The organism is Microbacterium azadirachtae (assembly GCF_025583665.1).
GTDB classification, from domain to species: domain Bacteria; phylum Actinomycetota; class Actinomycetes; order Actinomycetales; family Microbacteriaceae; genus Microbacterium; species Microbacterium azadirachtae.
This window is the reverse complement of the sequence record NZ_CP099706.1, coordinates 2,828,726-2,855,542: the sequence shown is the minus strand read 5'-3', so window position 1 is coordinate 2,855,542 and position 26,817 is coordinate 2,828,726. Positions and strand designations below refer to the sequence as shown.

At 73.8% G+C, this 26,817-nt stretch carries 21 protein-coding genes; 11 read left to right on the top strand and 10 right to left on the bottom strand.

What is annotated here, in order from left to right:
• Genes NFX31_RS13520 through NFX31_RS13510 form a run of 3 tightly spaced genes read left to right on the top strand, consistent with a single transcriptional unit; the run spans position 1 to position 3,802 of the window.
• On the top strand, positions 1–1,737 hold the full coding sequence (locus NFX31_RS13520; RefSeq protein WP_262955964.1) for a tyrosine-protein kinase domain-containing protein: 1,737 nt from the start codon (positions 1–3) through the stop codon (positions 1,735–1,737).
• The gene (locus tag NFX31_RS13515) at positions 1,734–2,918 is read left to right on the top strand and encodes a glycosyltransferase family 4 protein (protein WP_262955963.1); all 1,185 of its coding nucleotides are present in this window, start codon (positions 1,734–1,736) and stop codon (positions 2,916–2,918) included. The genes NFX31_RS13520 and NFX31_RS13515 overlap by 4 nt, the downstream gene beginning before the upstream one ends.
• Positions 2,915–3,802, top strand: coding sequence for a polysaccharide pyruvyl transferase family protein (locus tag NFX31_RS13510; RefSeq protein WP_262955962.1), 888 nt, complete (start codon positions 2,915–2,917; stop codon positions 3,800–3,802). The genes NFX31_RS13515 and NFX31_RS13510 overlap by 4 nt, the downstream gene beginning before the upstream one ends.
• A 21-nt stretch (positions 3,803–3,823) precedes the next feature.
• Here the strand turns inward: NFX31_RS13510 and NFX31_RS13505 are convergent, their stop codons facing one another.
• Both NFX31_RS13505 and NFX31_RS13500 read right to left on the bottom strand, forming a co-directional pair.
• The gene (locus NFX31_RS13505) at positions 3,824–4,885 is read right to left on the bottom strand and encodes a glycosyltransferase family 4 protein (protein WP_091481599.1); all 1,062 of its coding nucleotides are present in this window, start codon (positions 4,883–4,885) and stop codon (positions 3,824–3,826) included.
• Positions 4,882–6,123: a glycosyltransferase family 4 protein gene (locus NFX31_RS13500; protein WP_262955961.1), complete on the bottom strand. Its 1,242-nt coding sequence runs from the start codon at positions 6,121–6,123 to the stop codon at positions 4,882–4,884. Before NFX31_RS13500 ends, NFX31_RS13505 begins: the two co-directional genes overlap by 4 nt.
• 145 nt (positions 6,124–6,268) lie before the next feature.
• Here NFX31_RS13500 and NFX31_RS13495 point away from each other — a divergent pair, with 145 nt between their 5' ends.
• Positions 6,269–7,231, top strand: a complete 963-nt coding sequence (locus NFX31_RS13495; protein ID WP_262955960.1) for a glycosyltransferase — start codon at positions 6,269–6,271, stop codon at positions 7,229–7,231.
• Positions 7,232–7,238: 7 nt separating this feature from the next.
• Here NFX31_RS13495 and NFX31_RS13490 read toward each other — a convergent pair whose 3' ends face one another.
• Complete coding sequence (locus NFX31_RS13490; protein ID WP_262955959.1) at positions 7,239–8,390, bottom strand: glycosyltransferase family 4 protein; 1,152 nt, start codon at positions 8,388–8,390, stop codon at positions 7,239–7,241.
• 56 nt (positions 8,391–8,446) lie between these two features.
• Positions 8,447–9,667, bottom strand: a complete 1,221-nt coding sequence (locus tag NFX31_RS13485) for a glycosyltransferase (RefSeq protein WP_262955958.1) — start codon at positions 9,665–9,667, stop codon at positions 8,447–8,449.
• Between the two features lie 101 nt (positions 9,668–9,768).
• Between NFX31_RS13485 and NFX31_RS13480 the strand changes: the two genes are divergently transcribed.
• Positions 9,769–11,088 (top strand): polysaccharide pyruvyl transferase family protein, encoded by a 1,320-nt coding sequence (locus NFX31_RS13480; protein ID WP_262955957.1) that lies wholly within the window; start codon positions 9,769–9,771, stop codon positions 11,086–11,088.
• 26 nt (positions 11,089–11,114) lie between these two features.
• On the opposite strand, the gene NFX31_RS13475 is transcribed toward NFX31_RS13480, so the two are convergent.
• The gene (locus NFX31_RS13475) at positions 11,115–12,938 is read right to left on the bottom strand and encodes an ABC transporter ATP-binding protein (RefSeq protein ID WP_262955956.1); all 1,824 of its coding nucleotides are present in this window, start codon (positions 12,936–12,938) and stop codon (positions 11,115–11,117) included.
• A gap of 134 nt (positions 12,939–13,072) precedes the next feature.
• Between NFX31_RS13475 and NFX31_RS13470 the strand changes: the two genes are divergently transcribed.
• Together NFX31_RS13470 and NFX31_RS13465 are read left to right on the top strand one after the other, a co-directional pair.
• The gene (locus tag NFX31_RS13470; RefSeq protein WP_262955955.1) at positions 13,073–13,630 is read left to right on the top strand and encodes a hypothetical protein; all 558 of its coding nucleotides are present in this window, start codon (positions 13,073–13,075) and stop codon (positions 13,628–13,630) included.
• 111 nt (positions 13,631–13,741) lie between these two features.
• Positions 13,742–14,779 (top strand): MauE/DoxX family redox-associated membrane protein, encoded by a 1,038-nt coding sequence (locus NFX31_RS13465; protein ID WP_262955954.1) that lies wholly within the window; start codon positions 13,742–13,744, stop codon positions 14,777–14,779.
• Positions 14,780–14,805: 26 nt separating this feature from the next.
• Here the strand turns inward: NFX31_RS13465 and NFX31_RS13460 are convergent, their stop codons facing one another.
• From NFX31_RS13460 to NFX31_RS13445, 4 genes are all read right to left on the bottom strand, one after another.
• Positions 14,806–16,041, bottom strand: a complete 1,236-nt coding sequence (locus NFX31_RS13460) for a glycosyltransferase family 39 protein (RefSeq protein WP_262955953.1) — start codon at positions 16,039–16,041, stop codon at positions 14,806–14,808.
• Complete coding sequence (locus NFX31_RS13455) at positions 16,038–17,156, bottom strand: glycosyltransferase (RefSeq protein ID WP_262955952.1); 1,119 nt, start codon at positions 17,154–17,156, stop codon at positions 16,038–16,040. The genes NFX31_RS13460 and NFX31_RS13455 overlap by 4 nt, the downstream gene beginning before the upstream one ends.
• A complete protein-coding gene (locus tag NFX31_RS13450) occupies positions 17,153–19,396 on the bottom strand; it encodes a glycosyltransferase (RefSeq protein ID WP_262957212.1) in 2,244 nt (747 codons plus the stop codon). Before NFX31_RS13450 ends, NFX31_RS13455 begins: the two co-directional genes overlap by 4 nt.
• A gap of 72 nt (positions 19,397–19,468) precedes the next feature.
• A complete protein-coding gene (locus NFX31_RS13445; RefSeq protein ID WP_262955951.1) occupies positions 19,469–21,481 on the bottom strand; it encodes a glycosyltransferase in 2,013 nt (670 codons plus the stop codon).
• 176 nt (positions 21,482–21,657) lie between these two features.
• Here NFX31_RS13445 and NFX31_RS13440 point away from each other — a divergent pair, with 176 nt between their 5' ends.
• The 4 genes from NFX31_RS13440 (at position 21,658) to NFX31_RS13425 (ending at position 25,608) form a co-directional block, all read left to right on the top strand.
• Complete coding sequence (locus NFX31_RS13440) at positions 21,658–22,764, top strand: glycosyltransferase family 4 protein (protein ID WP_045249801.1); 1,107 nt, start codon at positions 21,658–21,660, stop codon at positions 22,762–22,764.
• A gap of 55 nt (positions 22,765–22,819) precedes the next feature.
• The gene (locus tag NFX31_RS13435) at positions 22,820–23,725 is read left to right on the top strand and encodes a nucleotidyltransferase family protein (RefSeq protein ID WP_052674214.1); all 906 of its coding nucleotides are present in this window, start codon (positions 22,820–22,822) and stop codon (positions 23,723–23,725) included.
• A complete protein-coding gene (locus tag NFX31_RS13430; protein ID WP_045249802.1) occupies positions 23,722–24,009 on the top strand; it encodes a hypothetical protein in 288 nt (95 codons plus the stop codon). Before NFX31_RS13435 ends, NFX31_RS13430 begins: the two co-directional genes overlap by 4 nt.
• A gap of 99 nt (positions 24,010–24,108) precedes the next feature.
• Complete coding sequence (locus NFX31_RS13425) at positions 24,109–25,608, top strand: helix-turn-helix transcriptional regulator (RefSeq protein WP_045249803.1); 1,500 nt, start codon at positions 24,109–24,111, stop codon at positions 25,606–25,608.
• A 395-nt stretch (positions 25,609–26,003) separates the two neighbouring features.
• Here NFX31_RS13425 and lepB read toward each other — a convergent pair whose 3' ends face one another.
• Positions 26,004–26,735 (bottom strand): signal peptidase I, encoded by a 732-nt coding sequence (gene lepB / locus NFX31_RS13420; RefSeq protein WP_052674215.1) that lies wholly within the window; start codon positions 26,733–26,735, stop codon positions 26,004–26,006.
• Positions 26,736–26,817: the final 82 nt, after the last annotated feature.

Genomic DNA, 26,817 nt, shown 5'->3' with positions numbered 1-26,817 from the left:
ATGGACATCCGGGACTATCTTCGGGCGCTGCGGCGCAACTGGATCGCGATCATCCTGATGACCGCGGTCGGGCTCGGCGCCGCGTACGGGTGGGCGAAGATCCAGACGCCCGTGTACGAGGCCTCGGTCAGCGGTCTGGTGAAGAGTCGGGTGACGCCGACGGATCCGCAGCAGCAGCTCGCGCAGTCCACGGACACGTATGCCCGCGCGAAAGTGCCGACCTACCTCGTGATGGCGGGATGGCGCAGCGTCGCCGTGAACGCCGGCTCGACCCTGGGGCTCTCGGACAGCCCGGAGTCTCTGGTGAAGCGCATCACGGTGACCAACCCCGAGGCCACCAACATCATCAACATCGCGGCCACCGCGTCGTCGCCGAAGGCCGCGCAGCAGCTCGCGGACGCGTGGATGAAGGGCCTCGTCTCCGTCATCGACGACACCGACGGCATCGATCGCCAGCCGGGAACCTCGCCGGTCATGATCTACGTCGCGCAGACCGCGGCGCTGCCCGAGGCGCCGATCTTCCCGAGCGTCCCCACGGCGCTGCTGATCGGCGGACTCCTGGGGCTCGGCGGCGGGATCGCGTTCGCGATGATCCGCGCGATCTCGGATCGCCGCGTGCGCGGCACCGACGACGTGGAGCAGCGTCTGGGGGTGCCCGTCGTCGGCATCATCCCGAAGGTCGACTCCGTGGCCGCGGAGCGGCGGATCGTCGCAGAGGACGACGCGCGCGCGGATTCGCGCACGGACTTCGCGGTGCGCGAGTCGCTGCGCGCCCTGCGCACGAATCTGCAGTTCATGGACGTCGACCATCCTCCGCGCACGATCGTGGTGACGAGCGCCCTGCCGGGGGAGGGGAAGTCGACCGTGGCCGCGAACCTCGCGATGACCCTGGCCGCCGCCGGCGCGAACGTCGTGCTCGTCGACGGCGACCTCCGGCGCCCGACCGTCGCCTCGACCCTCGGGCTCGTCGCGGGCGCGGGCCTCACCGACGTGCTCGCCGGACGGGCCAAGCTCACCGAGGTCGCGCAGACGGCGCCCGATATCCCCAACCTGGCTGTGCTGACCGCCGGCACCATCCCGCCGAACCCGAGCGAGGTGCTCGGATCCGCGCGGATGCACCAGCTCGTGAAGGACCTGACGAAGCACGCGACCGTCATCATCGACGCTCCGCCCGTGCTCGCCGTGACCGACGGCGCCGTGCTCGCCAACCAGGCCGATGGCGCCCTGCTCGTGGTCGCGGTCGGAAAGACCACCTACGACGTCGTCGACAAGGCGCTCAACACGCTCGAGAAGGCACGGGGGCGGGTGCTCGGGGTGGTGCTCAACCGCGTGCCCGTGACCGGACGGCAGGCCGGGTACGCCTACGACTACCGCGAGAAGTCCTCGCCGAAGGAGACGGCGGGCAAGGGCGGCAAGAGCACCGACGCGGCGAGCGGGCCGAAGCGCACCGGCGCGCAGCCGGTGCCCGTCGTGCCGGCCGACCAGGGACCGCTGCTCCCCGACGAGGAGGCGTCGGCGCAGCCCGTCGAGGAGACGGTCGCCGCCCCCGCCGCGTCGAAGCCGCGCCGGGCCACGGCGCGTGCGGTGCGCGCCGCGCGGACCGCCGCTCCCGTCGAGCGCGGGAAGGATCCCGCTCTCGCGGCGGATCCCGAAGCCGGCGACCTCGACAGCCTGCTGGGCGACTTCATCGCCGACGACGCCGCCACCGGGCCGCGCCGCCAGCGCGGCCGGACGTGAGCGCGCCGCGCGTCGCACTGATCACGTCGTCCTACGCACCCCACGTCGGCGGCGTCGAGACCCACGTGGCCGAGGTCGCCCGAGCTCTGACCGCCCGCGGCGTCGCGGTCGAGGTCTGGGCCGTCGACCGGGGCGAGCGCCCGCAGGGCCCGCCGCCCGACGCGTTCCCCGTGCGCTATCTGCCGACGCCCCTGCCGGCCCGGCGTGCGGCGTCGCTGGCCCGGTTCGCCCGGCGGGCGCCGGGGGCGTGGACCGCATGGACGCGCGCGCACCGGCGCTTCCGCCCCGACGTCCTCCACGTGCACTGCTTCGGCCCGAACGGGCTCTACGCGCTCGCCCTGCAGCGCCGATTCGGCACGCCCCTGATCGTCACCTCCCACGGGGAGACCACCGGCGACGACGACAACGTCTTCGCCCGCTCCGCGCTCCTGCGCCGCGGCCTCCGCGACGCGCTGGCCGCATCCACCGCGGTGACCGCGCCCTCGGAATATGTGCTGCGGGATCTGCGCGCGCGATTCGGACTGACCGGCGGCGTGGTGGTGCCGAACGGCGTGGCCCCCGACGTGCCGGCGGACGAGGGGATCCGCAGCCGCCTCCCCTCGGGCGCCTATCTCGCCGCGGTCGGCCGGCTCGGCAGGATGAAGGGGTTCGACCTCCTGATCGAGGCGTTCGCGCGTCTGCGGGAGCGCGGGACACCGTCGCGGGCCGGGAACGGTGAGGGGCCGGACGAGGTGCGGCTCGTGATCGCCGGCGACGGACCCGAGCGGTCCGCGCTGGCGGAGCAGGTCGCGGCACGCGGTCTCACCGACGTCGTGGACTTCCTCGGATGGTGCGCGCCGGCCGAGGTGGCGACGGTGCTGGCGGGATCCCGCGCGCTCGTGGTGCCGAGCCGCTCCGAGGCGTTCGGCATCGCGGCGCTGGAGGCGTGGCGAGCCGGGACGGCCCTCGTGATGACGAACCGCGGCGGCGCCGGCGAGTTCGTCCACGACGGCGAGGACGGCATCCTGGTCGACCCCGAGGACGAGGATGCGCTGGCGGCCGCCATCGCGCGCGTGCTCGAGGATCCGGCGCTGCGCGACGGGCTGGCGGCGGCGGGATCCGAGCGGGTCGCCGAGTTCCGCTGGGAGCGCGTCGTCGAGCGGTACCTGCTGCTCTATCCGCCCGCGGGGACGTCCCGATGACCGGGGCCGGAGGGTACGACAGCCCGCTTCGGCGGCGACTGCGCCAGGCGCGACGGATCCTGCAGGCCGCGCCCGTGGTCGGCGTGCGCGGAGTCGTCGTGCCCGCTTTCTGGTGGGACGGGCACCCGAACTTCGGCGATGCCCTCACACCGCTGCTGCTGCCGCGGTACGGCATCGTCCCGCTGCATCGCGAACCCGACCGAGCGCGGCTCGCGGGGGTCGGCAGCATCATCCAGTTCCTCCCCGAGCGCTTCGACGGGGCCGTCTGGGGCTCGGGGTCGATCGACGACGCCGAACGCCGCCTGCCGTCGGCCCACGTCCTGGCCGTCCGCGGCCCGCTCACGGCGGAGCGGATCGGGGCGGAAGGGGTCGCGTACGGCGACCCGGGGCTGCTGGTGGGCCGTCACCTGAAGCGGCCCGGGTCGGACGGCAGGGTCGTGCTCGTGGCGCACGGTCATCATCGGCGCGATGAGGAGCTCCTCCGCTTCGAGGCCGCGGCCGGCGTGCGCGCCGTCAACGTGCACCGGCCCGCACCGGGAGTGCTGCGCGGGATCGCCTCGGCGGACGCGGTGCTGACCACGTCGCTGCACGGGCTCGTCACGGCCGACGCCTACGGGATCCCGGCCGTCTGGACGACGCGGGAGCCGGCCCTCATCGGCGGCGACTTCAAGTTCCGCGACTACGAGGCGGCGGTCACGCCGGGCCGCAGCCGCTTCGTCTCCTTCGAGGACCTGCGCACGCCGGACGACGTGGTGCGCCGGGCGCGCGCCGCCGACGCCGCGCGCGTGACGGCGCTGTGCGACGGGCTGGAGTCGGCACTGCGCCGTCTTCCCGAGGTTCTCGGGGCGTTGCCGCGCTACCCGGCGGGAGCTCTGCACCGCTGACCTCCCGCGGTCCGGCAGCGGTCAGCGCAGGGCGTCCCAGATCCGGGCGTGGCCCTGCGCCGAGCGGTCCCAGGTGAACTCCGCCGCGCGCGCACGGCCGGCGGCGATGAGCGCGTCGACGGCGCTGTCGCCCGATGTCGCGGTCAGCACGCCGTCGACGACCCCGTCCGCCGTCGGCGCGACGATCACCGCTGCTCCGCCGGCGACCTCGGGCAGGCTGCTCGTGTTCGCCGCGATCACGGGGACGCGGGCGGCCATCGCCTCCAGCACGGGCAGTCCGAACCCTTCGTAGAGCGACGGCACGACCACGGCGCGGGCCGCGGCGACCAGGCCCGGCATGAGCTCGTCCGGCAGGCGACCGAGCAGGCGCACCGCGGGCAGGTCCGAGAACAGCTCCGTGCGCCGGGGATGCGGCGGGCCGGCGAGCGCGAGCAGCAGGTCGGGGCGTTCCCGATGGATCCGGGGCCACGCGGCCGCCAGCGCTTCGAGGTTCTTGCGCCGGGCGGCGCCGCCCGCGTGCAGCAGGAACGGCCGGTCGAGGCCGAGGGTCGCACGCGCCCGGTCGGTCAGGGGCGTCGCGTCGAGGTAGCGCGGATCCACTCCGTTCGGCACGACGTGCGGATCCGCCACCCCGAGGAAGTCCACCGCCTCCGAGGCGGTGAACGCCGACACGCAGATGACGGCCGCGGCGCGGCGGGCCTCGGCGGCGGCCGCGGCGACGGGCGCGGACTCATCCGGGAAGCGCCAGGACACCACGTCGTGCAGCGTGATCACGTCGGCGTGCGGGGAGGGCGGCAATTCGAGCGCCATCCGGTGCGAGACCGTGTCGCCCCGGTACAGCAGGCGGCCCAGCGACGCGCGCGCGCTCTCGGTCGCGCGTGCGACCCGGCCGAGGGGAAGCCGGCGGTTCCCGTCGAGAGACGACCGCAGCGATCGGAACACGAGGGGGCGCACGGTCCACGGCTCGGACGAGGCGTGGCGCAGCGCCGCCTCGGCGCGCTCGCCGATCTGCCGCTGGTACGCCTGCGCGCCCATGGGCACCTCGGTCGCGATGGTCGCCAGGGAGAGCCGGGCGGCGGTCATGGCGTGCTCCGTCCGGTCGTCCCGCCGCCGGGAGCGCCGTCGCCTGTCGTGCCGCGAGCACCGTCGCCCGGGGGCGCAGTCGCGTCGCCTCGCCCGACCTGCGCGCGCAGCCAGTCCTCGATCGGTGCGACACAGGCGGCCCAGGTGCGCTCGGCGAGCACCTGCGCGCGTTCTGCGGCGGGGACGGGTTCCTCGCCGCGCCGCCGCAGACGCTCGGCGATCCACTCGGCCCAGACCGTCGGATCCGCGGAGACCTGGGCCTGGGCGCCGGGGAAGGCGTTCGCGGCGTCGGGCGTCGCGATCACGGCCGCTCCGGTGGCCATCGACTCGGCGAACTTCATGGCCGCGCCCACGCCGTCCACCACGGGCACGGCCACGACCGTGGCCTCCGCCGCGAAGTCGGCCAGGCTCGGCACCTTTCCGACGAACTCCACGCCCACCGGCAGTGAGACGGACGGATCCAGTCCCGTGCCCGCGATCCGGCACTGCGCCTCTGGCGCCCGCGCGGCGAGCCGCGGCCAGACCTCGCCTGCGAACCACTCCAGTCCGCGGCGGTTCGGCTCCCAGCCCCAGCCGCCGAAGAGCACCACGAGAGGGAGGGCCCGCGAGTAGTCCCGGTCCGGCCACTCCTGCGGATCGATGCCCAGGGGAGCGGTGAACGTCCGCGCCGCCGCCTCCGGGTGCTGGGCGATCAGACGGACGCGCTCCGTCTCGGAGCAGGTCATCACGGCGTCCGCGCGGGCGATGGCCTGCCTTTCGAGATCGCGATGCCGTCCCGCCCGCACGGGGAGCCCGCGGGAGAGGTACCAGGCGCTCATCGCGTTGTGGACGTCGAGCAGGACCGGGGCCTCGGTCTCCTCGGGCAGCAGCCAGAGGGAGTCCTGGTGCGACACCACGATCGCGTCCCAGGGCTCGCTGCGCAGGCGCCGGGAGAGCCGCCGTGCGGCGCCGGGAACCGCCCTGCCCCGCACGTGCAGCCGCGGGCGGAGCACCTCGCCGAGGGCCGCGATCGAGGAGTCGTCCTGCGGGCCGGCCGGGGAGACGACGACCACCCGTCGACCGTTCTCCCGCAGCGCGGCGATCTGGTGGTACTGACGGCGCTGCCCGCCCTGCCCGAAGCGATCCGGCACCTCGACGCTCAGCCACAGGATCGCGCCCTGCGGAGCGCGTGCCGACGCCGCACGGGGCTGCGTCGCCGTGCGGCCGGCGGATCCGTGCAAGGCTCGGGCTCGCGCCATCACGCCTCCTGTCCGTGTGCGCTTCCAGTATGCCCGCGGGGATCCGCGACGGTTCCTGTTCTCGACGCGCGGACGCCGCGCATCCCGCTGGCTATCATCGGGTCTGGTGGCGCATCGCAGGCGTGGGCGAGCGACAGGAGCGCAGGTGGCCGAAGGGCGAGCCGGTGAGGCGACGATCGGGATCGTCATCCCGCTCTACAACGGCGCCCGGCACATCGCCGACACGCTCCGGTCCGTGCTCGCCCAGACGCACTCCGCACTCGAGGTGATCGTGCTCGACGACGGGTCCTCCGACGACGGTGCCGAGATCGTGCGGAGCATGCTCGGTGATCCTCGGCTGACGCTGGTGCAGAAGCGCAACGAGGGCATCGCCCGCACCCGCAACGCCGGGCTCGCGCTGCTGGCCGACGGGACGGAGTACGTGATCTTCCTGGATCACGACGACCTCATCGCCCCCGACCTGTGCGCGCGGCTGTGCGACGTGCTCGACCGCCGCCCCGACGCAGTCGGCGCCTTCGCGATCGCGGACTGGATCGATGCCGACTCCGCGCCGCTCGGCGACGGGGAGTTCGCCCGCTTCATGCGGCAGCGCGAGATCGTGCGGGACGGGCGGGTGGTGCCCGTCGCCCCGGGCGAGGATGCGACGCTGCCGGAACTCTTCCTCGCCAACCACCTCTATCCGCCCAGCGGGATCCTGCTGCGGCGCAGTGCGATCGACGCGATCGGCGGATTCGATCCGTCGTACCGCGTGGCCGACGACTGGGACGCGCTGGTCCGGCTGTCCCGGCTCGGCCCGATCGCCGCGCTGGACGAGATCCTGGTCGGCTACCGGCGCCACGGCGCGAACGCATCGGGGGATACGGCGCTGAACGTGCGTGAGAGCCGCGCCGTCTGGGCGCGCACGTACTCCTCGGCCGACAACTCCCCGGCCGACCGTCGCGCGCTGCAGGCGGCGTGGCGGGGCATGCAGCGGCACAAGTTCCGGGTGAAGTCGGAGGCCGCGCGGCGCGCGCTGCGGCCGGGTCGGCTGCTGGCCGCCTGCCGGCTCCAGCTGGACGCCCTCGCCCACCTCGCGCTGATCCGCCCGCTGCGGCGCTGGGGCCGGTGAGACGGGATCAGATCCCGTCGAGGAGGGAGCGCAGCCGGGACCACGCCCAGTCCGGAGAGCGCTGCATCGCCCGCCGCAGCCCGTCCTCGCCCCGCCGGATCCTGGCCGCGGGATCCGCGATCAGGCCGCGGAGCGCGCCGGCGAGCGCGCCGGGATCGTTCGGTGGCACCAGCACCGCGACGTCGCCGACGACGCTGGGGATGCCGCCCGTGCGCGAGGCCACGATCGCCAGCCCGCTCGCCATGCCCTCGCCCAGGATCAGCCCGCTGGGCTCGGCCCACACCGAGGGCACCACGAGCACATCGGCCTCGCGGTAGAGGTCGGGCAGGGCGTCCCTGTCGGCGAACGGCAGGAAGCGGACGGGCGCACGGGTCGCGCGCGCGAGCTCCCGCACCCGCTGCTCATAGCGGGAGGGATGCGCGCCCGCGTCGAACTCGTGGCTGCCCACGAAGGTGAACTCGGCGTCGTCCAGCCCGAACTCCTGCGCCGCCCTGGCCAGCACGTCGGGGCCCTTCTGCGGGATCATCCGCCCGACGAACAGCACGCGCACGGGACGGGATCCGTCCGCCCTCCGCTCCGCCGGGGAGAATCGCGCCGTGTCGACGGGGTTCTCGACGACAGCGACCTTCGACCGTTGCGCGCGCGGCAGCAGACGGGCGGTCTCGTCGGCCAGGGCATCGCTCACGCAGATCACCGCGGCGGCGTCGCCGACCGCCCGATCCGCCTCGCGACGCCCGTAGGTGCGGAACAGCTGATTGTGCGCGTAGAGCGACACGCGATGCCCGCTCCCGCGCAGCAGCCGAGGGAGGACGGGCGCGTTGTGTGCGAGCACGTGCGCCGCGGGGAGCTCGCGCACGGCGTCCGCGACCGGGGCGAACGACCGGGCGAGCCGCGGGCGCGCCCCCCCGAGCCGGCCCGCGACCGCATCGAGGACGCGCCCGGTGCGCGTCACCCCGGGGGCGCGGTCGTACTCGATCAGCTCGACGCCGGGGTAGCGCGGCGCCATCGTGGTGCGGTCCAGGACGACGGCGTGGGGAGCGTCGCCGGCGCGCCGGGCGGCATCGGCGAGCAGGTGCACGACGGTCGGCACGGCGGAGCCGGTGCGCGGGGAGAAATGGTCGCCGGGCGTGATGGCGTGGATGACGCGGAGTTCGCCCATGGGGTCAGCATAGGGCGGCCGGGCGTGGAGTCTGGGGTGGCTTCGATGATCGCCGTCTAGGGGGCTGTACGCGGCCCCAGTTCGGGGATCAGCTCGACCAGCCGGCGGGTGTAGCGCTCGGTGCTGTAGCGGGCGCGCGCCCACTCGGCGGTCTCGAGCTCGGTCGTGGGCGCGGTCGCGAGTGCGAGGATCACGGCTGCGGCGAACGCCTGCGGCTCGTCGGTCACGGGGAACGGGACCCGGCCGTCGTCCGCGGCGATCCCTTCCGCCCCCACCGTGGTGGCGACCACCGGGAGGCCGCGCAGCAGCGCATCGATCGTCTTGAACTTCACGCCCGCGCCGGAGTGCAGCGGCACGACCGCCGCGGTGGCGGTGCGATAGACCGTGTCGAGATCGGGCACGTAGCCGGTCACGGTCACCCCCGTGCCTTCGACCGCACGTCGGCTGAGACACTCCGGCGGGTGCGCGCCGACGAGCGACAGGGTCGCCTCAGGCAGGGCCGCGCGCACCGCGGGCCACACCTCGTCCAGCAGCCATTCCGCCGCCTCGACGTTCTCGCGGCGATCGAAGGCGGCGACGAAGACGGCGTGCGCGGCGCGCGGCGCCTCCCGGCCCTCGAGCAGGGGATCGCTGTGCTCGGCCGGGTCCCACAGGGGCGGGTCGATCGCCGCCACCCGGGAACGTCGCGCGGCACGGCGCACCTGTCCGGCGTCCTTGTCGCTCAATGCGACCACGACGTCGGCGCTCCGGAACGACGCGGGCTGCGTCAGGGCGACGATCAGCACCCGCCACACCCGCCACACGACCTTCGTCATGGCGCGCTGAGCCCGGGCGGCCCGCAGCCACCGCAGCTCGCGCTGGAGCGGCACGTCGTGGGCGAACAGGGCGGTGGGGCGCGGCGCCGTCGCTCGGCGCAGCAGGAAGGCCATCTCCTCCCAGTGCGCCTCGACGAAGTCCGCATCCCGCACCGCGTCGCCGACCTCGTCGCTGCGGCGCAGCCCTCGGCGGCTGCTCGGCGGGAGCCAGTGCGGCGCCACCAGCGCGGCCACGCGGTCGACCGCGCGCATGCCGGGAGAGAGGTCTCCGCCGACCAGGATCACGCGCGCCGGATCCTCCCTGCGCGCGAGGCCGACGCGGTTGAGCGCGGAATCCGGCGCGACGACGGTCACGTCATGGCCGAGAGCGCCGAGCGCCCGCAGGTGGCGGCGGTAGTACTCGCCGCCCGCATGCGGGATGCCGGGGTAGGGCACGACCAGCGAGAAGCTGACGATCCTCATCGTGGAGGGCCGGATCCGACGGGCACCCCAGAGGCCGGGTGAATCACGACACAGGTATATCACTGCGCCGTCACAGGCAATAGCATCACCGCGGAGGAAGCATGCCCATCACCCGGAGCGGCGACGCGGCACCCGCCGCGGGTCCGCCGCAGCGCCGGGTGATGCTCCGCCACGCGCTGTACCTCGGCGCGCGACGCGCGCTCGTCACCGACGTCGGGCTGAGGGTCGCGCACGCCGCGGAGCGGATGCGTGTCCGCGCGTCCCTCCGGCGTGCCGAGACGGCGCCGTCTCCACCTCCTCGTGATCGGGACGTTGTGATGCTCGCCGCGGGCCGCGGCAACATCGGCGACCAGGCGATGTTCGAGGCGTATCTCGCGAACACCCCGGGCGAGATCGTCGCCGTCATGCGATCCGCCGACGCCTACGTCATCCCGGAGCAGGACCGGGCGCGCGTCCGCGTGCTGCTCGCGCCCCTGCTGAGCGCCGGCACCCTGCGGGGCCGGGGGAGCGAGGTGCACTCGCTCGCCGAAGAACTCAGGGTCGCCCGCACGTTCGCCGTGATCGGCGCCGACATCATGGACGGCGGCTACGAGCGCATGGAGGCTGTGACGCGCGCCGAGCTTCTCCGGCTCGCGCACCGGCTCGGGGCGCGCGCGCAGCTGCTGGGCTTCAGCTGGGGCGCGCAGCCCGACCGCGTCGCCGCCGCGGCGCTCGCGCGGGCGGCGCGCGAGGCCCGGCTGTTCGTGCGCGACCCGATCTCTGCCGAGCGCCTGGCCGCAGCGGGCGTCTCCGTGATCGAGTCCGCGGATCTGGTGTTCACGGCGGACGGCGAGCAGGAGCCCGCCGGCGTCGCGACCTGGCTGGCGCGCGATCCGGATCCGGTGATCGTGATCAACCTCAGCGGTCTCATCGAGCGCCGCAGGGACCTCGTACCCGAGTTCGCCGAGCTCATCGATCGGGTGACCGCGGAAGGCCGGCGCGTCATGCTGCTCCCGCACTGCCTGCGCGACGGGGACGACGACCTCGCTGTGTGCCGCCGCGCGGCTGTCCGCGCGGCGGCACCGGACAGGGTGCTGCTGGTCGAGCGGATGCTGCGCCCCGCCGAAGTGCGGTGGATCACGAAGCGCGCCTCGGCGGTGGTCACCGGTCGCATGCACCTGGCGATCCTGGCGCTGACGCAGGGCACGCCGGTGGTGGTGCTGCGCACGCGCGGCAAGGTGGAGGGCCTGGCGCGGATGTTCGGCCTCGAACCGTACACCCTGGATCCGGTGCCGGGCGTCGGGCCCGAGGTCGGACGGGCGCTGGCCGCCCTGCTCGGCGACACGACGCTGAGAGCGCGGATCGGCGAGAGGCTTCCCTCCGTGCGCGCCCTGGCGCAGCGTCCGTTCGAACGGGAGCGGACGTCCGCGGTCGAGGTCTGAACCGGCCGCTCAGCGGCGGGACCGGATCACTCCAGTCGGCCGAGCTGCACGAGCCGGGCGAACTCGGGATCCTGCTCCCGCACCTCGTCGAACGTGCCCTGCGCGGCGATGCCGCCGTCGCGCAGGTGCACCAGATGGTCGACCGTGCGGACGGTCGACAGCCGGTGCGCGACGATGATGATGGTCATCGTGCCCTGCAAGGACTGCAGCGTCTGGGCGATCTCGTGCTCGGTGGCGTTGTCGAGAGCGCTGGTCGCCTCGTCGAGCACGAGCACCCGCGGGCGCTGATAGAGCGCGCGGGCCAGGCCGATGCGCTGGCGCTGACCGCCGGAGAGGCGCGTGCCCCGTTCCCCGACGACCGTGTCGATGCCGTCGGGAAGGCTCGCGACGAGGTCGCCGAGCTGCGCCTGGACGAGCGCCGCGTGCACGCGGTCACGGTCGATGGCGGGGGGATCCACCCCGAAGGCGACGTTGCGCGCGATGGTCCCGCTCAGCAGGTACACGTCCTGCGGGACGACGCCGATCTCGGAGTACCAGGTCGCCGGATCGTCGGAGATGCTGCGGCCGCCGCAGCGCACGACGCCCGACGTGGGGGAGAACAGGCCGAGGATCAGATCCACCACGGTGGTCTTGCCGGCGCCGCTGCCGCCGGTGAACGCGACCGTGGTGTTCTCGCCGATGGTGAGGGAGAGCCCGTCGAGCACCGGTGCGTCCGAGTCCGGGTAGTGGAAGGTCACCTCGTCGAGCACGATGTCGCCGTGGTACGGCTCGTCTCCGCGGGGGCGCTCGTCGTACAGCTCGGCGGGATCCAGCTCGTCGAGCGCCTCGACCATGATGTTCAGTCCCACCCCGCCGACGCGTGTCGTGGCGAGGTTCGCCGACACGCGGGTGAGCGTCGGCAGAGCGCGCAGGGCGGCCGTCGCGAAAAGTCCGAGCACGGGGATCACCTGCGCGGCCGATCCCAGCGTGAACATCAGGATCGAGATCCCCACGATCGCGATGATGAACGCGATCTCGAGGATGTGGCGGGGGACGTCGCTCATGAAGCTCAGCTCGCGCCCGGCGCGGGCGCTGCGCAGCCGCGATTCGCGGAAGGCGCCGACGAAGGCGGATCCCCGCGAGCTCAGCCGCGTCTCGCGGAAGCCCTCGAGGCCCGGCATGAGCGCCTGCCACGACTCGAGGCCCGCCTGGGCGATCGTCTCGCCGATGCGCAGCTGGCGACGGCGCAGGGCGAACTGCACCCCGCCGACGATGCCGCCGAACAGCACGATCGTGAACACCGTGGCGCCGGGCGCCGCGAGCGCGAGCACCGTCATGATCGCGACCAGCACGAGCACGTCCGAGCACATCGTGACGACGGCCATGAGCACGCTGGCTGCCTGGTTCGTCGCGTCGTTGATGTTGCGGTACACGACGCTGAGGGTGCGCGCCCGATGCGCGGCGTACGGCGCCTGCACGTAGCGGTTCATCAGTTCCGTTGCCGCGAGCGCGGTGATCCGCGTGGTGCGCCCGAGGAGCCACCAGCGGAACAGCAGGGAGCCGGCCGTCTTGACGAGGAAGACGACTGCGATGAAGCCGCCGACGAGGGGGATCAGGACCGACAGGTCGGAGCTGCCGACCCGCGCCGCGATCCACTCCAGCACGGCGCCCTGCGCCTGCCCGGTGGTGATCAGGCTCATCAGCGGCAGCATCGCCGCGACCCCGGCCATGTCGAGGAGCGCGAGCACGACCGACGCCGCCACGGTGCCCAGGATCCACTGCCGCGGACGGGCCCCGGTCACGCGCAGGAGGGTGCCGAGCTGGGAGAGGAGCGTCCGCGGGGCGGTGGTGCGGATCGCATCGCGTGTCATCGCGCGTGTCCTCCCGCGAAATCCTTGCAATACCGGTATCGGAATGCTTGGGTCATACGCTAACATCGGTCTTGTTCGCGTTATGCCGTCAACTGGGGGCGCATAACGTATTGCATTCGACTGGGGAACTGCATATGTCTGAGAACGAGCCGTCGGTCGGCATCAGCCGCCGCACAGTGACCAAGGCCATGGCGTGGGCGATGCCCGCGGTGGCCGTCGCCGCGACCGTGCCGTTCGCGGCCGCGAGCGTCTGCAACGATTACAACCCCGAGAATCCGTGTCCGATCTCCCTCGCGGGCGTCGGCTGCAAGCTCCCGGGCAACTCGCAGTCCCTCTACAAGGGCTACGCGTTCCGTCTCACGGTCTCGAACCCCACGGGTTCGCCGATCACGATCAACATCACTTCGGCGACGCTCGACGGTGCGAGCCTCGGCGGGGTCGAGGTCGTGAACCTCGCCGACGGGTCCATCAAGACCAACCCGTTCACCGTGCCGGCGCACACGACGTACGTCGCCGCCCTGCTGACGGTCAACGCGCCGAACAGCTCCAACGGCGCGCTGAGCATCACGTACACGGTCAACGGCGGCGCCCCGCAGGTGGCCAACGCCACTGTCCCGTCGGCCCCGCCGATCCAAGGCAGCTCCTGCACCGCCTTCAACTCGACCGAGAAGGCGTACATCGCGGCGGCCTGACCCGTGATCCTGCCTCGACGAGGGCCTCGCTGCAGCGGGGCCCTTCGTCGTCTGCCGGACCATCTGCGGGACCCTCTGCAGGTCCGGGATCCCGCTGGATAGCATCGCACCATGCTCGTTCCGTTCGCCGTCACGCTGCCGCTGCTGCTCGCGGGCGTCCTCGTGCTCAGCGGCGTCTCCAAGCTGCGCGCACCGGGAGACCTGCGGGAGTGGGAGGAGCTGGGCGTGCCCCGGTTCCTGCGGCGCAACGCACTGCTGCGGCTGCACCCCTGGGGCGAACTGCTCCTCGGCATCGCCGTGGCCGTGCTCGGCGGGTGGCTCGGTGCGCTGGCCGGCACCGTCGCCACCCTGCTGATGCTCGGCTACACGGTGCTGGTCGCCCGCGCCGCAGCACGCGGGGGAGCGTCGTGCTCGTGCTTCGGCGCACCCGCGCGCGTCACGGGCATCACGGTGGCGCGCAACATCTGGCTCACCCTGCTCGCCGCGGCCGCCGCGGGGGGTGCGGCGAGCACGCCGCTCGTCGGCGGGCCGATCGCGGCGGGTGCAGGGCATCTGCCCTGGCTGGTCGCGGCGGCCATCGCCGTGGCGACGACCGCGCTCGTGCTCTGGCGCGCTCCCCAGACCCCGGTCCCGGCATCGGCGGCCGGCGTCCCGGTGGTGGGCGAGGCCGCGTCGGGATCCGGCGACGACGCGCTCGACTACGTCCGGCGCCGTACGCCCGCGGTCCCCGTGGTCCTGGCCGACGGCACCGAGGTGAACCTCCGGGCGCTCGCAGCGAAGAAGCCGCAACTGCTGCTCGCACTGTCCTCGGTGTGCGAGCACTGCGAGACGATCCGGGATCGGCGCGCGCAGTACCGCGCCCTGCTGCCCGAGGTCGACGTGCGACTGCTGCTGGTGGAGCCGGCGACGAGCCGCTGGGCCGAGCACGAGGAGCCGCAGTCGCTGCACGACGTCGGCGACTACGTCGCGGCGTCGATCGAGGAGTGGTCCACGCCGTCCGCGGTGCTCCTGGGCGCGGACGGCCTGCTCGCCGGCGGGCCGGTGACCGGCGACGTCGCCGTCGAGGCCTTCATCGGCGACGTCTACGAGGCCCTGCACGGCACGCGTCCGCCGGCCGATCCCGACGCGACGCCCGCGACCGCCGGCTGATCCGCGGAGACCAGGGAGGGCGCGGTTCAGATCCGCAGCATCACCCGATCCGAGACCGCGATGAGCTGGAGCCCGGTCCAGCCACACAGCACCAGCAGGAGCAGCACGCTCAGCGCGCACAGGATCCAGCCCGTGCGTCGTCCGCGCGCCCAGAGCGTCGCGGATCCGTACGCCAGCGCCGCCAGCGGCAGCGCGCCGTAGGCGGTGCGGAATGCGACGTGCCAGCCCAGCGACACCTGGGCCAGCCAGGCCGCGACGCTCACCGCGCCGACGACCGCGAGCAGCGCGACCGGCAGACCCCGCACCGACCGTCGGCCGCGAGCGGGCAGGGCGATCGCCCCGGCCACCAGGATGACGCCGACCAGCACCGCGAGCGCGTCGATCGCGGTCGGCGCCGCGAACACGTTGCGCAGATACTCGTCGGGCAGCGTCAGGTACGTGAGCGCCTCGCGGGCGAGCGCGAACGGGGTCGCCCCGCCGCCGGCGAACCGGTAGCCCGCGGCATCGACGCCGGCCTGGCCGGTCAGGTCGCCGTACAGCGAGAGGTTCCGCAGCACCCACCAGCCGCACCCGGGCACGAGAACGAGCGCCGCCGTGGCCGCCTCGCGCCACCGCGCCCGCACGAGCAGCACCACGAGCACGCCGACGACGAGGGGCGCGGTCGTGATCTTCACCAGGATCGCGAGCGCCGCGAGCAGGCCCAGGGCTGCTCCGCGGATCCACGGGCTGCCGCCGGTGCCGAGGGCGACCAGCATCGCGGCGAACCCCGCCACGAGCGACCAGGTGTCGTTCTGCACCGAGGCCGACATCACGAGCAGCATCGGGTTGAGAGCAACGAACGCGGTGCCGGACACGATCGCCGCGGGCCGGCCGGGCAGTGCCCGGCCCAGCAGACGGGCCACCAGCCACGTCATCAGCACCGCGCCCAGCACCCCGAACAGGCGCACGGCGATGAAGCCGGCGGAGCCGGAGCCGAACGCGCCGACGAGCAGCGCCGCGACCGCATAGTAGGCCGGCGCCTGCTGCCCCTCGTAGGTCACCCCGGGGTCGCCCACGACGGGCAGCGTGCGGTGATGGGCCAGATACAGCACATTCGACCAGTGCGCGGGCTCGTCGTAGGGGAGCCCCGCGGGGACCAGGAAGACCGCGAACGCCCCGAGCGCGGCGGTGGCTGCACACAGCACGGCCACGTCGATGGCCGTCCGCCGGTCCGTGCCGCGACCGGATCCGCGGATCCCGGTGGGCGCCTCGCGCGCGCTCACCGCGACTCCGCCCCGGCCAGCACGGCACGCATTTCGGCGACCCGTTGCGACCAGTCGGCCGCCGCGACCGGATCCGGGTCGGAGCCCGGCGACTCCGCGGCGTCGGCCAGCGTGCGGCGCGTGACCGCGGCGAACTCGTCGGCGTCGGCGAGGCGGATCCGATCGCCTGCCGCTTCGCGGAACCCCGCGACGGGCGTGGCGACCACCGGGCGTCCGACCGCCTGATACTCGTAAAGCTTGAGCGGATCCAGGCTCTCGGTGAACGCCGTCACGAGGTGAGGCACGAGCAGCACGTCGGCGTGCTGCAGGTATCCGATCACCGCGTCGCGCGGCCGGGCGCCCAGGACGACCGCGCCGGCCTCGCGCAGCCGGGCGGTGTCGGCGTCGTCGAGCGCGTTCGGGCCGACGAGCACCAGGGTGGCGGCGCCGCCGAGGGCGGCGGCGGTGCGCACGCAGAGGTCGACGTCGAGCCGGTCGCGGTGCAGGGTGCCCAGGTACAGCGCGACGGACCCTGAGGGCAGATCGTGCGGGCGCGGATGCGGGGCGCGATAGGCGGCCACGTCGACGCCGTTGCGCACCAGGGCGATGTCCGCTCGGCCGGGGCGCTTGCGGCGCACGAGCTCGGCCGAGCACGCCACCACGGCCGTCGCATGGGCGAGCAGCCACTCCTCGCCCTCGCGAATGCGCCGCGTCTCCGCGGTGGGGCGGTCGGCGGCCAGCCAGTCGTCGGTGAGGTCGTACAGCGTCCTCCAGCCCGTGCGCCGGGCGAGGCCTGCGGCGCGCGGGTCGTTGATCCACAGCACCGGATCCGTCATGCCCAGGCGGGCCGCGGCGCGGACGACCGCGCGCTCGATCCGCTCATCCGCTGCCGGATCGATACGCCGCGGCAGCCACTTCACAGGGCGGATCGCGTGCAGCCGTCCGGAGATCGCCCGCAGCCGCCGCCCGAACTCCGGACGCGCGCCGCGCCGCAGCGCGTACAGGGGGTCGTCCGGCGGCTCGACGAACAGCACGCGCAGGGCGGGATCCTCGCGCAGCAGACCCGAGACCAGATGCTGGTTGCGGCGCCACACCTCGTCCCAGCGCTCGAGCGAGACCACCACGAGGTCCGTCATGGGCGGTGCCCGCCATCCGGGCCCCGGCGAGACGCCGTGCGGCGGGCGATCGCGTCGCGGTACACGGCGGCTGTGCCGGCCACCTGTGCCTCGAGCGAGAACTCGGCGACCTGGCGCCTCTGCGCCGCTTCGGCGAGACGTTCACGCGCCTCCGGATCCGCGGCGAGCACGCGCAGGCGGTCGGCGGCGGTCGCGACGTCGCCGGGCGGGAAGAGCGCATCCGGATCCACGGCCTCGAGAAGGTCGAGATGCCCTCCCGCCGCCGCGGCCACGACCGGGAGCCGGGCCTGCATCGCCTCCAGCACGGTCAGCCCGAGACCTTCGCGCGGGCACGGCGCGAGGAGGATCCCCGCCTGCGCCATCAGCGCGGCGACATCGGACCGATACCCCAGGAAGCGGGTCGCGCCGGCGACGCCGAGACGCGCGGCCTGCGCCTCGAGCGCTGCGCGCAGGGCGCCCTCGCCGGCGATCCAGAGCTGCCAGCCGTCTGCAGCGAGACCGGAGGCCGCGAACGCCTCGATCGCGACGTCGGTCGCCTTCTCCGCCTCGAGGCGCTGCGCGACGAGGAGGATGCGTTCGCGCACCGGCGGCGTCCCGGAGGGTTCGGTCCCGGAGGCTCCGGGCGTGGGCAGTCCGGAGCGCACGACCGTCGAGGGCACGCCGATCTCGGCCGACACGGCGCTGCTGATCGCGATCTCGGCGTCGACCACGCGGGCGGCGACCGCGTCCATGTGCACCACCGCGCGGCGCCGCCGCGGCTGCGCGAAGTGCCGCGTCGCCACGACCGCGGGGCGGCGGCCGCGACCGAAGGCGAGCGCGGCGGCGGCCTCCGCGGCCGTCATGTGCACGTTGACCACGTCGGCGTCGTCGCGCACGGCCCGCAGCGCGCGACGCACGCCGAGACTTCCGCGGGCCGGGACGAATCCGACACCGGTTCCGGCCAGCGCCGCCGACATGCGCGCCGGATCCCCGCCGATCACGCGCACGCGGGCCCCGGCCGAGCGCTGCGCGCTCGCGAGCCGCACGATGAACCGCTCGACGCCGGCGAACCCGTCGGAGCAGACGGCGTGCACGATGTCGAGCGGTCGGGCCGCGGCGTCCTCGGCAGGATCCGGCCCCGGGCCGGTCCGCCCCGGGCGCACGGAGGACAGCAGGTCGACGTAGCGGCGCGCGATACGATCCCATCCGAGATGCTCGACGCTGCGCCGGCACGCATCCCGCCACCCCGCCACGTCGGTCGCGGCGATCTGCTCGAGCCGCCGGGCGATCGCGACCGGATCCGGATCCACGAGATAGCCGTTCACGCCGTCCTCGACGAGGTCGGCCGCGCAGCCCTGCCGTGTCGCCACCACCGGCAGCCCGGAGGCCAGCGCCTCCGACACCACCATGCCGTAGGGCTCGTAGAGCGTAGGGAAGACGAACATGTCCGCGGCGGCGAAGACCGCCGGCAGGTCGGTCCTCACGCCGGCGAAGTGCACGCGGTCCAGGACGCCGACCCGTTCGGCGCGGCGCAGCATCAGCGGGATGGTCTCGGAATCGCCGCCGACGACCAGCAGCATCACGGTGGGCGCGTGCACGAGCGCATCGATCGCGAGGGGCACGCCCTTCCAGCGCAGCTCGTGGCCGACGAACAGAGCGACCCGGTGTTCGTCGTCGAGGCCCAGCGCGGCCCGCGCCTCCCGCCGCTCGGCGTCGGTGGGCGGCCGGAAGCGCTCCAGGTCCACGCCGTTCGGGATCACCTGCACGGGCGGGGCCACCGCCCCGTACCAGCGCTCGAGCGTCGCGACCTCCGCGGAGGTGAGTGCGACGACGGCACGATGCGTGCGCCCGCGATAGCGGATCCGATCGACGACGTAGGCGAACGGGACCATCGGGTTGCGCAGGATCCGCCAGAGCGCATGCCCGCGGGCGTGCACGGCCGCGACCGTGATCACGTGGTTCACGAACACGTCGCCCGCCAGCACCATGCCGTGGCACAGCGCGACCGCATCCGGCCGCGCCGCGAGATACCGCCGTGCGCGAGCGCTGCCGCGGACGGCCAGACGGAACTGCGTGCCGACCATCGACAGCCGGCGCCGCCACGCGGCGCGCTGGGTGCGCGGCGGGATGCGCACCAGCTGCGCGGCCGTGAGCGACTCGACCGTATGTCCCTGCGCTCGGAACGCGCGCTCGAGCTCCCAGGCCACACCCGAGATGCCGGCGCCGGGTGCGACGCTCGGTGCGATCTGCACGATCCTCATCACGGTGCGATCCCCTACACGGCCTTCGGCGCATGTGCCCCGCCGCGCCGCTGATTCAGCGTAGCGCGCAGGTCAGGCCGAGAGGGGGCGAGGATCCGCCTCCGCCTCGGCCCGCACCGGACCGCGACGATAGAGCGCGGCACGACGGGCCGCGGCGCGGCCGCGGTCTCCGCGCAGCGCGATCCCGCGCGCGGTGGCGCCGAGGAGCTGCGCGGCGCGGGCCGAAGCCCAGCCCAGGGCGCCGAAGTGCTTGCGGTAATAGCGCTCCTGGCTGGCATGGAACTGCCGCTCGCGGCGTGCCGGATCCGTGCTCGTGCCCCCGCCGGCGTGCGTGGCGACCGCGCGGGGGACCACGGCATGCCGCCAGCCGAGCAGATGAGCCCGGTAGGCCCAGTCGGTCTCCTCCGCGTAGAGGAAGAAGCGCTCGTCGAAGCCGCCGACCTGATCCAGCGCCTCCGCGCGCAGCATCAGCACGGATCCGATCACGAAGCGGGGGCCGCGGATCAGGCGCCCGAGTCCGAGCGCCTCGAGCCAGGCACGGCCGGGGGAGGGGAACACCCATGCGGCGCGGGCCTCGACCCCCTGCTCGTCGTGCTGCCGGGGGCCCACGCTCGCCAGTCGCGGGTCGGCGGCCAGCGCGCGCTGCAGGGCGCCGACGCCGTCCGCGTCGATCACCGCATCGGGATTGAGCAGCAGCACATCGGCGCCCGGGCGGATCCGCTCGGCGAGCGCCCGGTTCACCCCCGCGCCGAAGCCCAGGTTCCTGCTCGGATCCCGGTAGCGCACGCCCAGCTCGTCGCACAGGGCGGCGATCTCTGGCAGCGAGGAGTTGTCCACGACGGTGACGGGCAGGTGCCGCACGGGCTCCAGTGCACGGCGCAGCAGGTCGGGTGCGCCGTACGCCACCACGATCACCTCGGGCTCGTCCGCCCGGGCAGCGGTTCGAGGGAGCCCGCGCGGCGCGGAGGCGAGCGCGGCAGTGTAGAGCTGCTCGTACTGCGCGGCGATGGCGGGCCAGGAGCACTCGGCCGCGCGGGTCAGCCCCCGTGCGATCAGCTCGTCGCGTCGGGGCCCGGCCGCCTCCCGCAGTGCCGCCGCCAGGGCGCGCGCGTCGCCCCGGGGCACGACGATGCCGGCGCCGCCGACGACGTCCGGGAGCGCCCCGGCGTCGCTCGACACCACGGGCACCCCGGCGGCCATCGCCTCGACCGCGACGCGTCCGAACTGCTCGGTCCACCGGCGCGTCGGCAGCGAGGGCACGGCGAGGACGTCGATCGACGCGTAGAACCCCGCGACGTCGTCCGGATCCACTCCGCCGAGGAACTGCACCCTTGCGCCGACCCCGCGACGCCGCGCCTCCTCCTCGATGACCTCGGCGAGCGGACCGGTGCCCGCGATCCTGGCGTGCAGCGACGGATCGGCGACCAGGGCGTCGAGCAGCAGCAGAACGCCCTTCTCCGGCACGAGCCGTCCGAGCAGCCCGACCACGATCCGGACCGGTTCCGACGGGGCCGTCGCGGATCCGGTTCCGTCGGCCGGAGCGGTCCCGGCGGCCGGATCCACCTCGTCAGCCGGATCCACCCCCAGCGGGATCACCCGCGCGTGCCCCGGGAAGCCCTTGAGCTCCGCGATCGCCGCCGCCTCGGCGTTGCAGGCGGAGATGCCGGCGGCGCGGCGGAGGGACCGGCGCTCGAACCAGCCGAACGGGAAGGGGTAGCGCTTGAGCAGGTTCTGCGCGGTGTAGAGGATGTACGGCGTCCGCCGCGCGCGCAACGCCCTCAGGACGAGGATCTCGGCGGTGCTGAGCGCGAACGGCTCCTCGTGGATGTCGATCAGGTCCCAGTGCTCGCCGAGGGCCCTCCAGAGCGGACGGGGGTCGTAGACGAACAGGGCCGGGTGCGTGCCCCAGGTCCCGACGCCGACGACGTCCTCCTGCGGATCCGCGTCCAGCGCGACCGGCACGCCGCCGGCGTCGCTGTGCGTCGCGGTGAGCAGGCGCACGTCCAGACCGCGCTCGCGCAGGGCTCGTTCCCGCCCGCGCCAGGCCCGCACCGTCGCACTGTGGGAGATCCGCAGAACACGCATCGTCCCCCCTGTATCGTTGGGTCCGTCGACGCGGGACAGGTGTTCGCGTGCCGCGGAGACGCCCGGTGTCGTCGCAGAGAAGCGACTCCGCACTCATCTTAGGAGAGGATCCGCTGTCCGTTCCCGAGCGTTCGACGGCACCTGCACCGAGGGTCGTCCACCTGGCGCACACCACGGTGCCGGGAGGGGCCGAGCTCGGCCTCGCCCGGATGCTCCGGGCGGACCCGCCCTGGCGCGCGAGCATCCTGCTCCCGCCGGACCCGGCGGAGGACGGCGCCTTCGCCGGCGTGCCGGAGTCGGTCCCGATCCATCGCATCGGCGTCACCCAGCCGCACGGCGCCAGCGGCGCCTCGCCGGCGGGGGCGGTCGCGGCGGGCGCCCGGCTGGCCGCGCAGGCGATCGCGACCCGGCGGCATCCGTCGTTCCGCCGGGCGGATCTGGTGGTCTCGAACAGCACCCGCGCCGCCGCCTACGGCGCGCTCGCGGTGGCGGGCACGCGTGCGCCCTTCGTGGTCTACCTGCACGACTTCACCGACCGGGAGACGCTGGGCGGCTTCGGACTGCGGATGATGACCCGGATCGTCCTGCCCCGCGCGGATGGCGTGATCGCCAACTCGCAGGCGACACTGGCGAGCGCCGAGCCGTTCCTGCGGGCGGCTGCTCTGCGGGAGGTCGCCGTGGGGGCGTCGGGTCTGACCGGTCGCGCACGCGGCGAACGCGAGCCGGGGCCGCTCCGGGTGGGCATGCTGGCGCGCATCGATCCGTGGAAGGGCCAGCTGCTCCTGCTGGAGGCGTTCGCGCAGGCGTTCCCCGCGGGCGATGAGGTGCTGGAGTTCGCCGGGGGCGCGCCGTTCGGACATGCCGGCTACGCCGACGAGCTGCGCGCCCGGGCCCGCGCGCTCGGTCTCGCTGACCGGGTGCGCCTGCTCGGTCATGTGGACGACGTCGAGCGCCTGTTGCGCCGCTGGGACGTGGGCGTGCAGGCGTCGCTGCGCGCGGAGCCGCTCGGGTTCAACGTGCTCGAGTACCTGGACGCGGGCCTGGCCACCGTGGTCGCGGGGGAGGGTGGGCCGGTCGAGTGGGTGCGCGACGGCGGCAACGGCCTCGTCGTCGCCCCTCGCGACGCCCGCGCCCTCGCCGCGGCGCTGCGTCGACTGGGCGACGACCCCGGCCTGCGCCGGAGGCTCGGCGAGGCCGCGTCGCGGACGCCGGGCCTCGTCACCGATCACGCCGTCGCCGAGCAGCACGCGGAGGTCTATCGGAGGGTGCTCGCGCGGCGCTGATCCCGCCGTCAGGGCATGCCTTGGGCGCGTCGGGGCGGTGCCGTAGGCTGGCGCCGTGTCAGCGGAGGTCGTCGAGCGGATCCCGCCGAGCGTGCGGCTGGAGATGTCGCGCGCCGGAGTGCAGGTGATCGCCGACCGGGTCGGGACGCGCCTGCTGCACATCAAGGGGAGCATGACGGATCGAGCGCTGCTCGATCGCCGCTTCGAGGGCACGGACGTCGACGTGATCGTCGATCCCGCAGGGATCCCCGCGCTGCACCGCGCCCTGCTCGCGCAGGGCTGGCAGGTCTACAGCTTCTTCCGCAACAACTCCTCGTTCGAGCATGCGCAGACCTACTTCCACCCGGACTGGGGCCACCTCGACGTCCACCGCCGGTTCCCCGGCATCGGGCTCCCCGACGGGCCGGCCTTCGAGGTGCTGTGGGCCGACCGTGCGCCGGCGCGCGCGGCGGGGCTGCCCTGCGCGGTGCCCGGGCTCACGGCCCAGGCCGTCCTGCTCACGCTGAACGCGGCGCGCGCCGGCGGTCAGGGCGACACCGCCGCGCGGGTGTGGGACGCGCTCGACGAACCCGCGCGCGCAGCCTGTCTCGCGCTGGTCGATCGCCTGGACGCGCAGGTGGCGTTCGCCGCGGCCCACGGCGACCTGGAGAGCCACGCCCACCGGCGCGAGTACCTGCTCTGGAAGGTGGCGTCGCAGGGAGGTACCCGCACGCAGGACTGGCTCGCCCGCGTGCGCGCCGCGCGGACGCTGCGCGAGCGGATCGTGCTGATGCTGCGGGCGCCGCTGGTGAACACCGAACGTCTGACGCACAAGCTGGGCCGTGCGCCGCGACCGGGGGAGATCCTGCGCGAGTTCGCCGTCCGCTCGGGGCGAGGACTGCGCGAGGTCGCGCAGTCGACGCGGAGCCGGCTCCGTCGTCGCACGCCCGACGATCCACCCCGGAAGCACGGCGGATCATGATCCGCTATCGTCCGGCAGCGGATGTCGGCGTGATCGACGACGGCGACGCCGTGTACGCGGCGCGGCTACCGCAGGGGCCGATCGTGGTGCTGGCCGGAACCGCCGGGGTGATCTGGCGTGCCGCCTGCGAGGAGGGGGACGGCACGGTGGCCGATCGCGCCTCCGGCCGTGTCGACCGCGACACGGCGGCGATCGTCGGCGCGGTCGACGAGTTCGTCGCGGACCTCGTCGTGCGCGGGCTCCTCGAGCCGGCAGGGGGCGCGGCCTCCGCCCGTGCGGAGTGAGATTCTCACAAGATCCTCTGTTCGTGGCCCCTGCGCCGCCCGAATCCGCCATGCGGATCGTATGCTCGTCACACGGGGGTCAGTTGCGGGGAGTGCCGGATGTCGGATATCGCGAGAAGGATTCGCGACGCCGAAGCGGCGGGCGACCATGCCGTCGTCGTCCACCTGCTCGCCACTCGGCCGGTGGAGGCCTGGTTCACGCTGCCGGTGGAGGAGCTGACCGGGATCCTCCTGGGCTTGCCCGCCGAGGCGGTCCGCGCGAGCGCCGAGGTCGCCCTGGTCGCGCGGATGCTCGCTCCCGAGGGCGCCGACGCGGCCACCGAGGACAGGGCCCTCTCCCGCTCCCCGAATCTGCCGGCGCACCTGCGGCGCTGGCTCGTGGTCACCGACGCCTGGCACGCGCGGCTGAACGGCGACGTCGCCCGCGCCTACGAGGTGCTCATCCGCCTGCCCGAGATCGAGGCGGCGATCCCCTCGGTGCTGGACCCGACGAACGGCGTCCGCAGCCTGTTCCTCACGGAGGCCGCTCTCACGGCGCTGCTGCTCGGACGGTTCGCCGAAGCCCTCGCGCTCTTCGGACGCGTGCTGCGCGTTCCCACGCCCTCCTCCCTGCGGTTCTATCTCAGAGAGGCGCACCTGCGCTCGGCGATGATCCACGCCCTATACGGCGACCCCGCCGCGGCACGCGCTCACCTCGTCGAGGCGCAACGCACGCCTCGCACGTCGAGCTGGATGGAGCCGCTGCTCGATCCGGAGCAGGCGCTGGTCGAGGCACTGCTCGACGACGAGGATCCGTCCGGGTCGTTCGCCCGGATCCTGCAGCTCACCTACGGTCCGATGGGCGAGCTCTGGCCGCTCTACCTCCTTGCTCTGCAACGACGGGGCGTGCTCGCCGATCGGCGGGTGGAGGTGAAGGAGCGCATCGAGGCGCTCATGGCCGCCGGCCTGGGGACGAGGGGGAGCGCCCTCAACTCCTCCGTCCCGCACGTGCTCCTCGCGTTCGAATCCCTCCTGAACGGCAACGTGCCGGGCGCCCGACAGCATCTGCGGACCGTGCAGGACCGCAGCTGGCCGACCGTGATCGTGAGCTGCATGGTGGGCATCGCCGGGGGAGCGCCCAAGTCGGCGATCCGTGAGCTCCGCGCGGCGCGCCCGCTGACCGAGGGACTGCGCCAGGCGGAGCGGCACCGCAGCCTCATGCTCGGGCTCGCGCACTATCTCAGCGGCGACACCGCGGCGGCCAGGGCCGCGGTGGACGAGCTCGGTGAGCTCAACCGCCGCTCGGGCCCGCATGAGCTCGCCGTGATGCGCATCCTCGCTCCCCGCCTGCTCGAACTGGTCGCCGAGCGGATCCCGGAGCTGCTCCCGGAGGTGGTGAGTCCGGGCAGCAGGGGCGTCTTCGACATGCCGTCGCTCACCGAGAGCGAGCTCGCCGTACTCGCCCGCCTGGCACTGGGCGAGACGAGGGAGCAGATCGCGAAAGCCCTCTTCCGCTCGCCGAACACGGTGAAGAGCCATCAGACCTCGCTGTACCGCAAGCTCGGCGTGTCCGCCGCGGCCGACGCGGTGCGCCTGGCCACCAAGGCCGGGTACCTCTGAGCGGGCCTTGTTGCACTTCACCCGACTCGGGTGATGTCAAGGGTGAATTCTTCTGCAGTGGGGGAAGCTCCCAGACTTCGCGCGTTGAATGAATTGTCGGCGGCGACCCGAAAGTCGTCGGCATCGTTTTGTCACCGCATGCAGGTCGGTTCTCCGTCGTGCGGCGGTGTCCCCTGGGGAGGGGATCTGTTGAGGGGAAGCCCGCGTTGCTCATGAAGATGGACAGGGACGACAGTCGTGCCGACGAACGGGGGTCGACGGCAGAGGAACCGGCTCCGGATGACGCGGGCGAGGCGCCTGCACGTCCGCTGCGGCTCACCGTGGCTTGGCGTCTTCCCGTGATTCTCTCTGCGGCCGCGGCGATGGACGACGACGCCGACGAGCGGTGAGACCGGCTATAGCCCCGACCAACGGTTGACGGGCCAGAGGATCACGACGGCCTTGCCGACGATGTCCTCGGAGTGCGCCCAGCGCCAGCAGCCGGCGTCGGGCGTCGTGCGCCCGCGGCAGCGGATCGCGCCGTCGGACGAGTTCGAGCGGTGGTCGCCCATGACCAGGTAGGAGTCCTTCGGCACCGTCACCTCGGGCAAGCACCTCGGCGAGACGGGCGTCGTGGCGCAGTCGAGCGAACCGGGCTGGAACGGGAAGTCCTGGAATACGTAGGACTCGTCCAGCGGTTTCCCGTCGACGATCAGCCTTCCGTCCGCGGTGCAGCATCTCACCGTCTGCCCTGGCCCGGCGATCACGCGCTTGATGAGCGTGTGCGGGCCGGACGGCCCGAACCCGGTGACTTCGCCGACCCACCGCAGGGCGGCCTTGAGCGGATTCTCCGGAGCGCTCGTACCGCCGTCCCAGGCATCGTCCGCGTCGAAGACGACGATGTCACCGGTGTGCGGCGTCGCACCGCCGACGTAGGCCAGGCGGTTCACCAGCACGCGGTCCCCGACCTGCAGGGTCTGCTCCATCGACCCCGACGGCACCCAGTACGGCTTCGCGACGAACGACAGGACCAGCCCGAAGACGACGAACGCCGCGCACAGCTGGAAGAGGAAGCTGCCGGTGATCCGACGCCAGAGCGGGCGGTTCTGCTCCGGGGGACGCTCGGGTGCTGCGGTGTCGGATGCCATGCGTCCATCATGCCGCTCTCGACCCGTGGGCGGATTGCGACCGGTCTCGATCAGTCAGCGACCTCACCCCTGTTCCCTCCCC

Excerpts from the sequence above, each read along its gene's own strand:
- NFX31_RS13520 (WP_262955964.1), top strand. The coding sequence starts at position 1 with ATGGACATCCGGGACTATCTTCGGGCGCTGCGGCGCAACTGGATCGCG.
- NFX31_RS13510 (WP_262955962.1), top strand. The coding sequence starts at position 2,915 with ATGACCGGGGCCGGAGGGTACGACAGCCCGCTTCGGCGGCGACTGCGC.
- NFX31_RS13505 (WP_091481599.1), bottom strand. The coding sequence starts at position 4,885 with ATGACCGCCGCCCGGCTCTCCCTGGCGACCATCGCGACCGAGGTGCCC.
- NFX31_RS13500 (WP_262955961.1), bottom strand. The coding sequence starts at position 6,123 with ATGGCGCGAGCCCGAGCCTTGCACGGATCCGCCGGCCGCACGGCGACG.
- NFX31_RS13490 (WP_262955959.1), bottom strand. The coding sequence starts at position 8,390 with ATGGGCGAACTCCGCGTCATCCACGCCATCACGCCCGGCGACCATTTC.
- NFX31_RS13485 (WP_262955958.1), bottom strand. The coding sequence starts at position 9,667 with ATGAGGATCGTCAGCTTCTCGCTGGTCGTGCCCTACCCCGGCATCCCG.
- NFX31_RS13480 (WP_262955957.1), top strand. The coding sequence starts at position 9,769 with ATGCCCATCACCCGGAGCGGCGACGCGGCACCCGCCGCGGGTCCGCCG.
- NFX31_RS13475 (WP_262955956.1), bottom strand. The coding sequence starts at position 12,938 with ATGACACGCGATGCGATCCGCACCACCGCCCCGCGGACGCTCCTCTCC.
- NFX31_RS13470 (WP_262955955.1), top strand. The coding sequence starts at position 13,073 with ATGTCTGAGAACGAGCCGTCGGTCGGCATCAGCCGCCGCACAGTGACC.
- NFX31_RS13465 (WP_262955954.1), top strand. The coding sequence starts at position 13,742 with ATGCTCGTTCCGTTCGCCGTCACGCTGCCGCTGCTGCTCGCGGGCGTC.
- NFX31_RS13455 (WP_262955952.1), bottom strand. The coding sequence starts at position 17,156 with ATGACGGACCTCGTGGTGGTCTCGCTCGAGCGCTGGGACGAGGTGTGG.
- NFX31_RS13450 (WP_262957212.1), bottom strand. The coding sequence starts at position 19,396 with ATGAGGATCGTGCAGATCGCACCGAGCGTCGCACCCGGCGCCGGCATC.
- NFX31_RS13445 (WP_262955951.1), bottom strand. The coding sequence starts at position 21,481 with ATGCGTGTTCTGCGGATCTCCCACAGTGCGACGGTGCGGGCCTGGCGC.
- NFX31_RS13430 (WP_045249802.1), top strand. The coding sequence starts at position 23,722 with ATGATCCGCTATCGTCCGGCAGCGGATGTCGGCGTGATCGACGACGGC.
- NFX31_RS13425 (WP_045249803.1), top strand. The coding sequence starts at position 24,109 with ATGTCGGATATCGCGAGAAGGATTCGCGACGCCGAAGCGGCGGGCGAC.
- lepB (WP_052674215.1), bottom strand. The coding sequence starts at position 26,735 with ATGGCATCCGACACCGCAGCACCCGAGCGTCCCCCGGAGCAGAACCGC.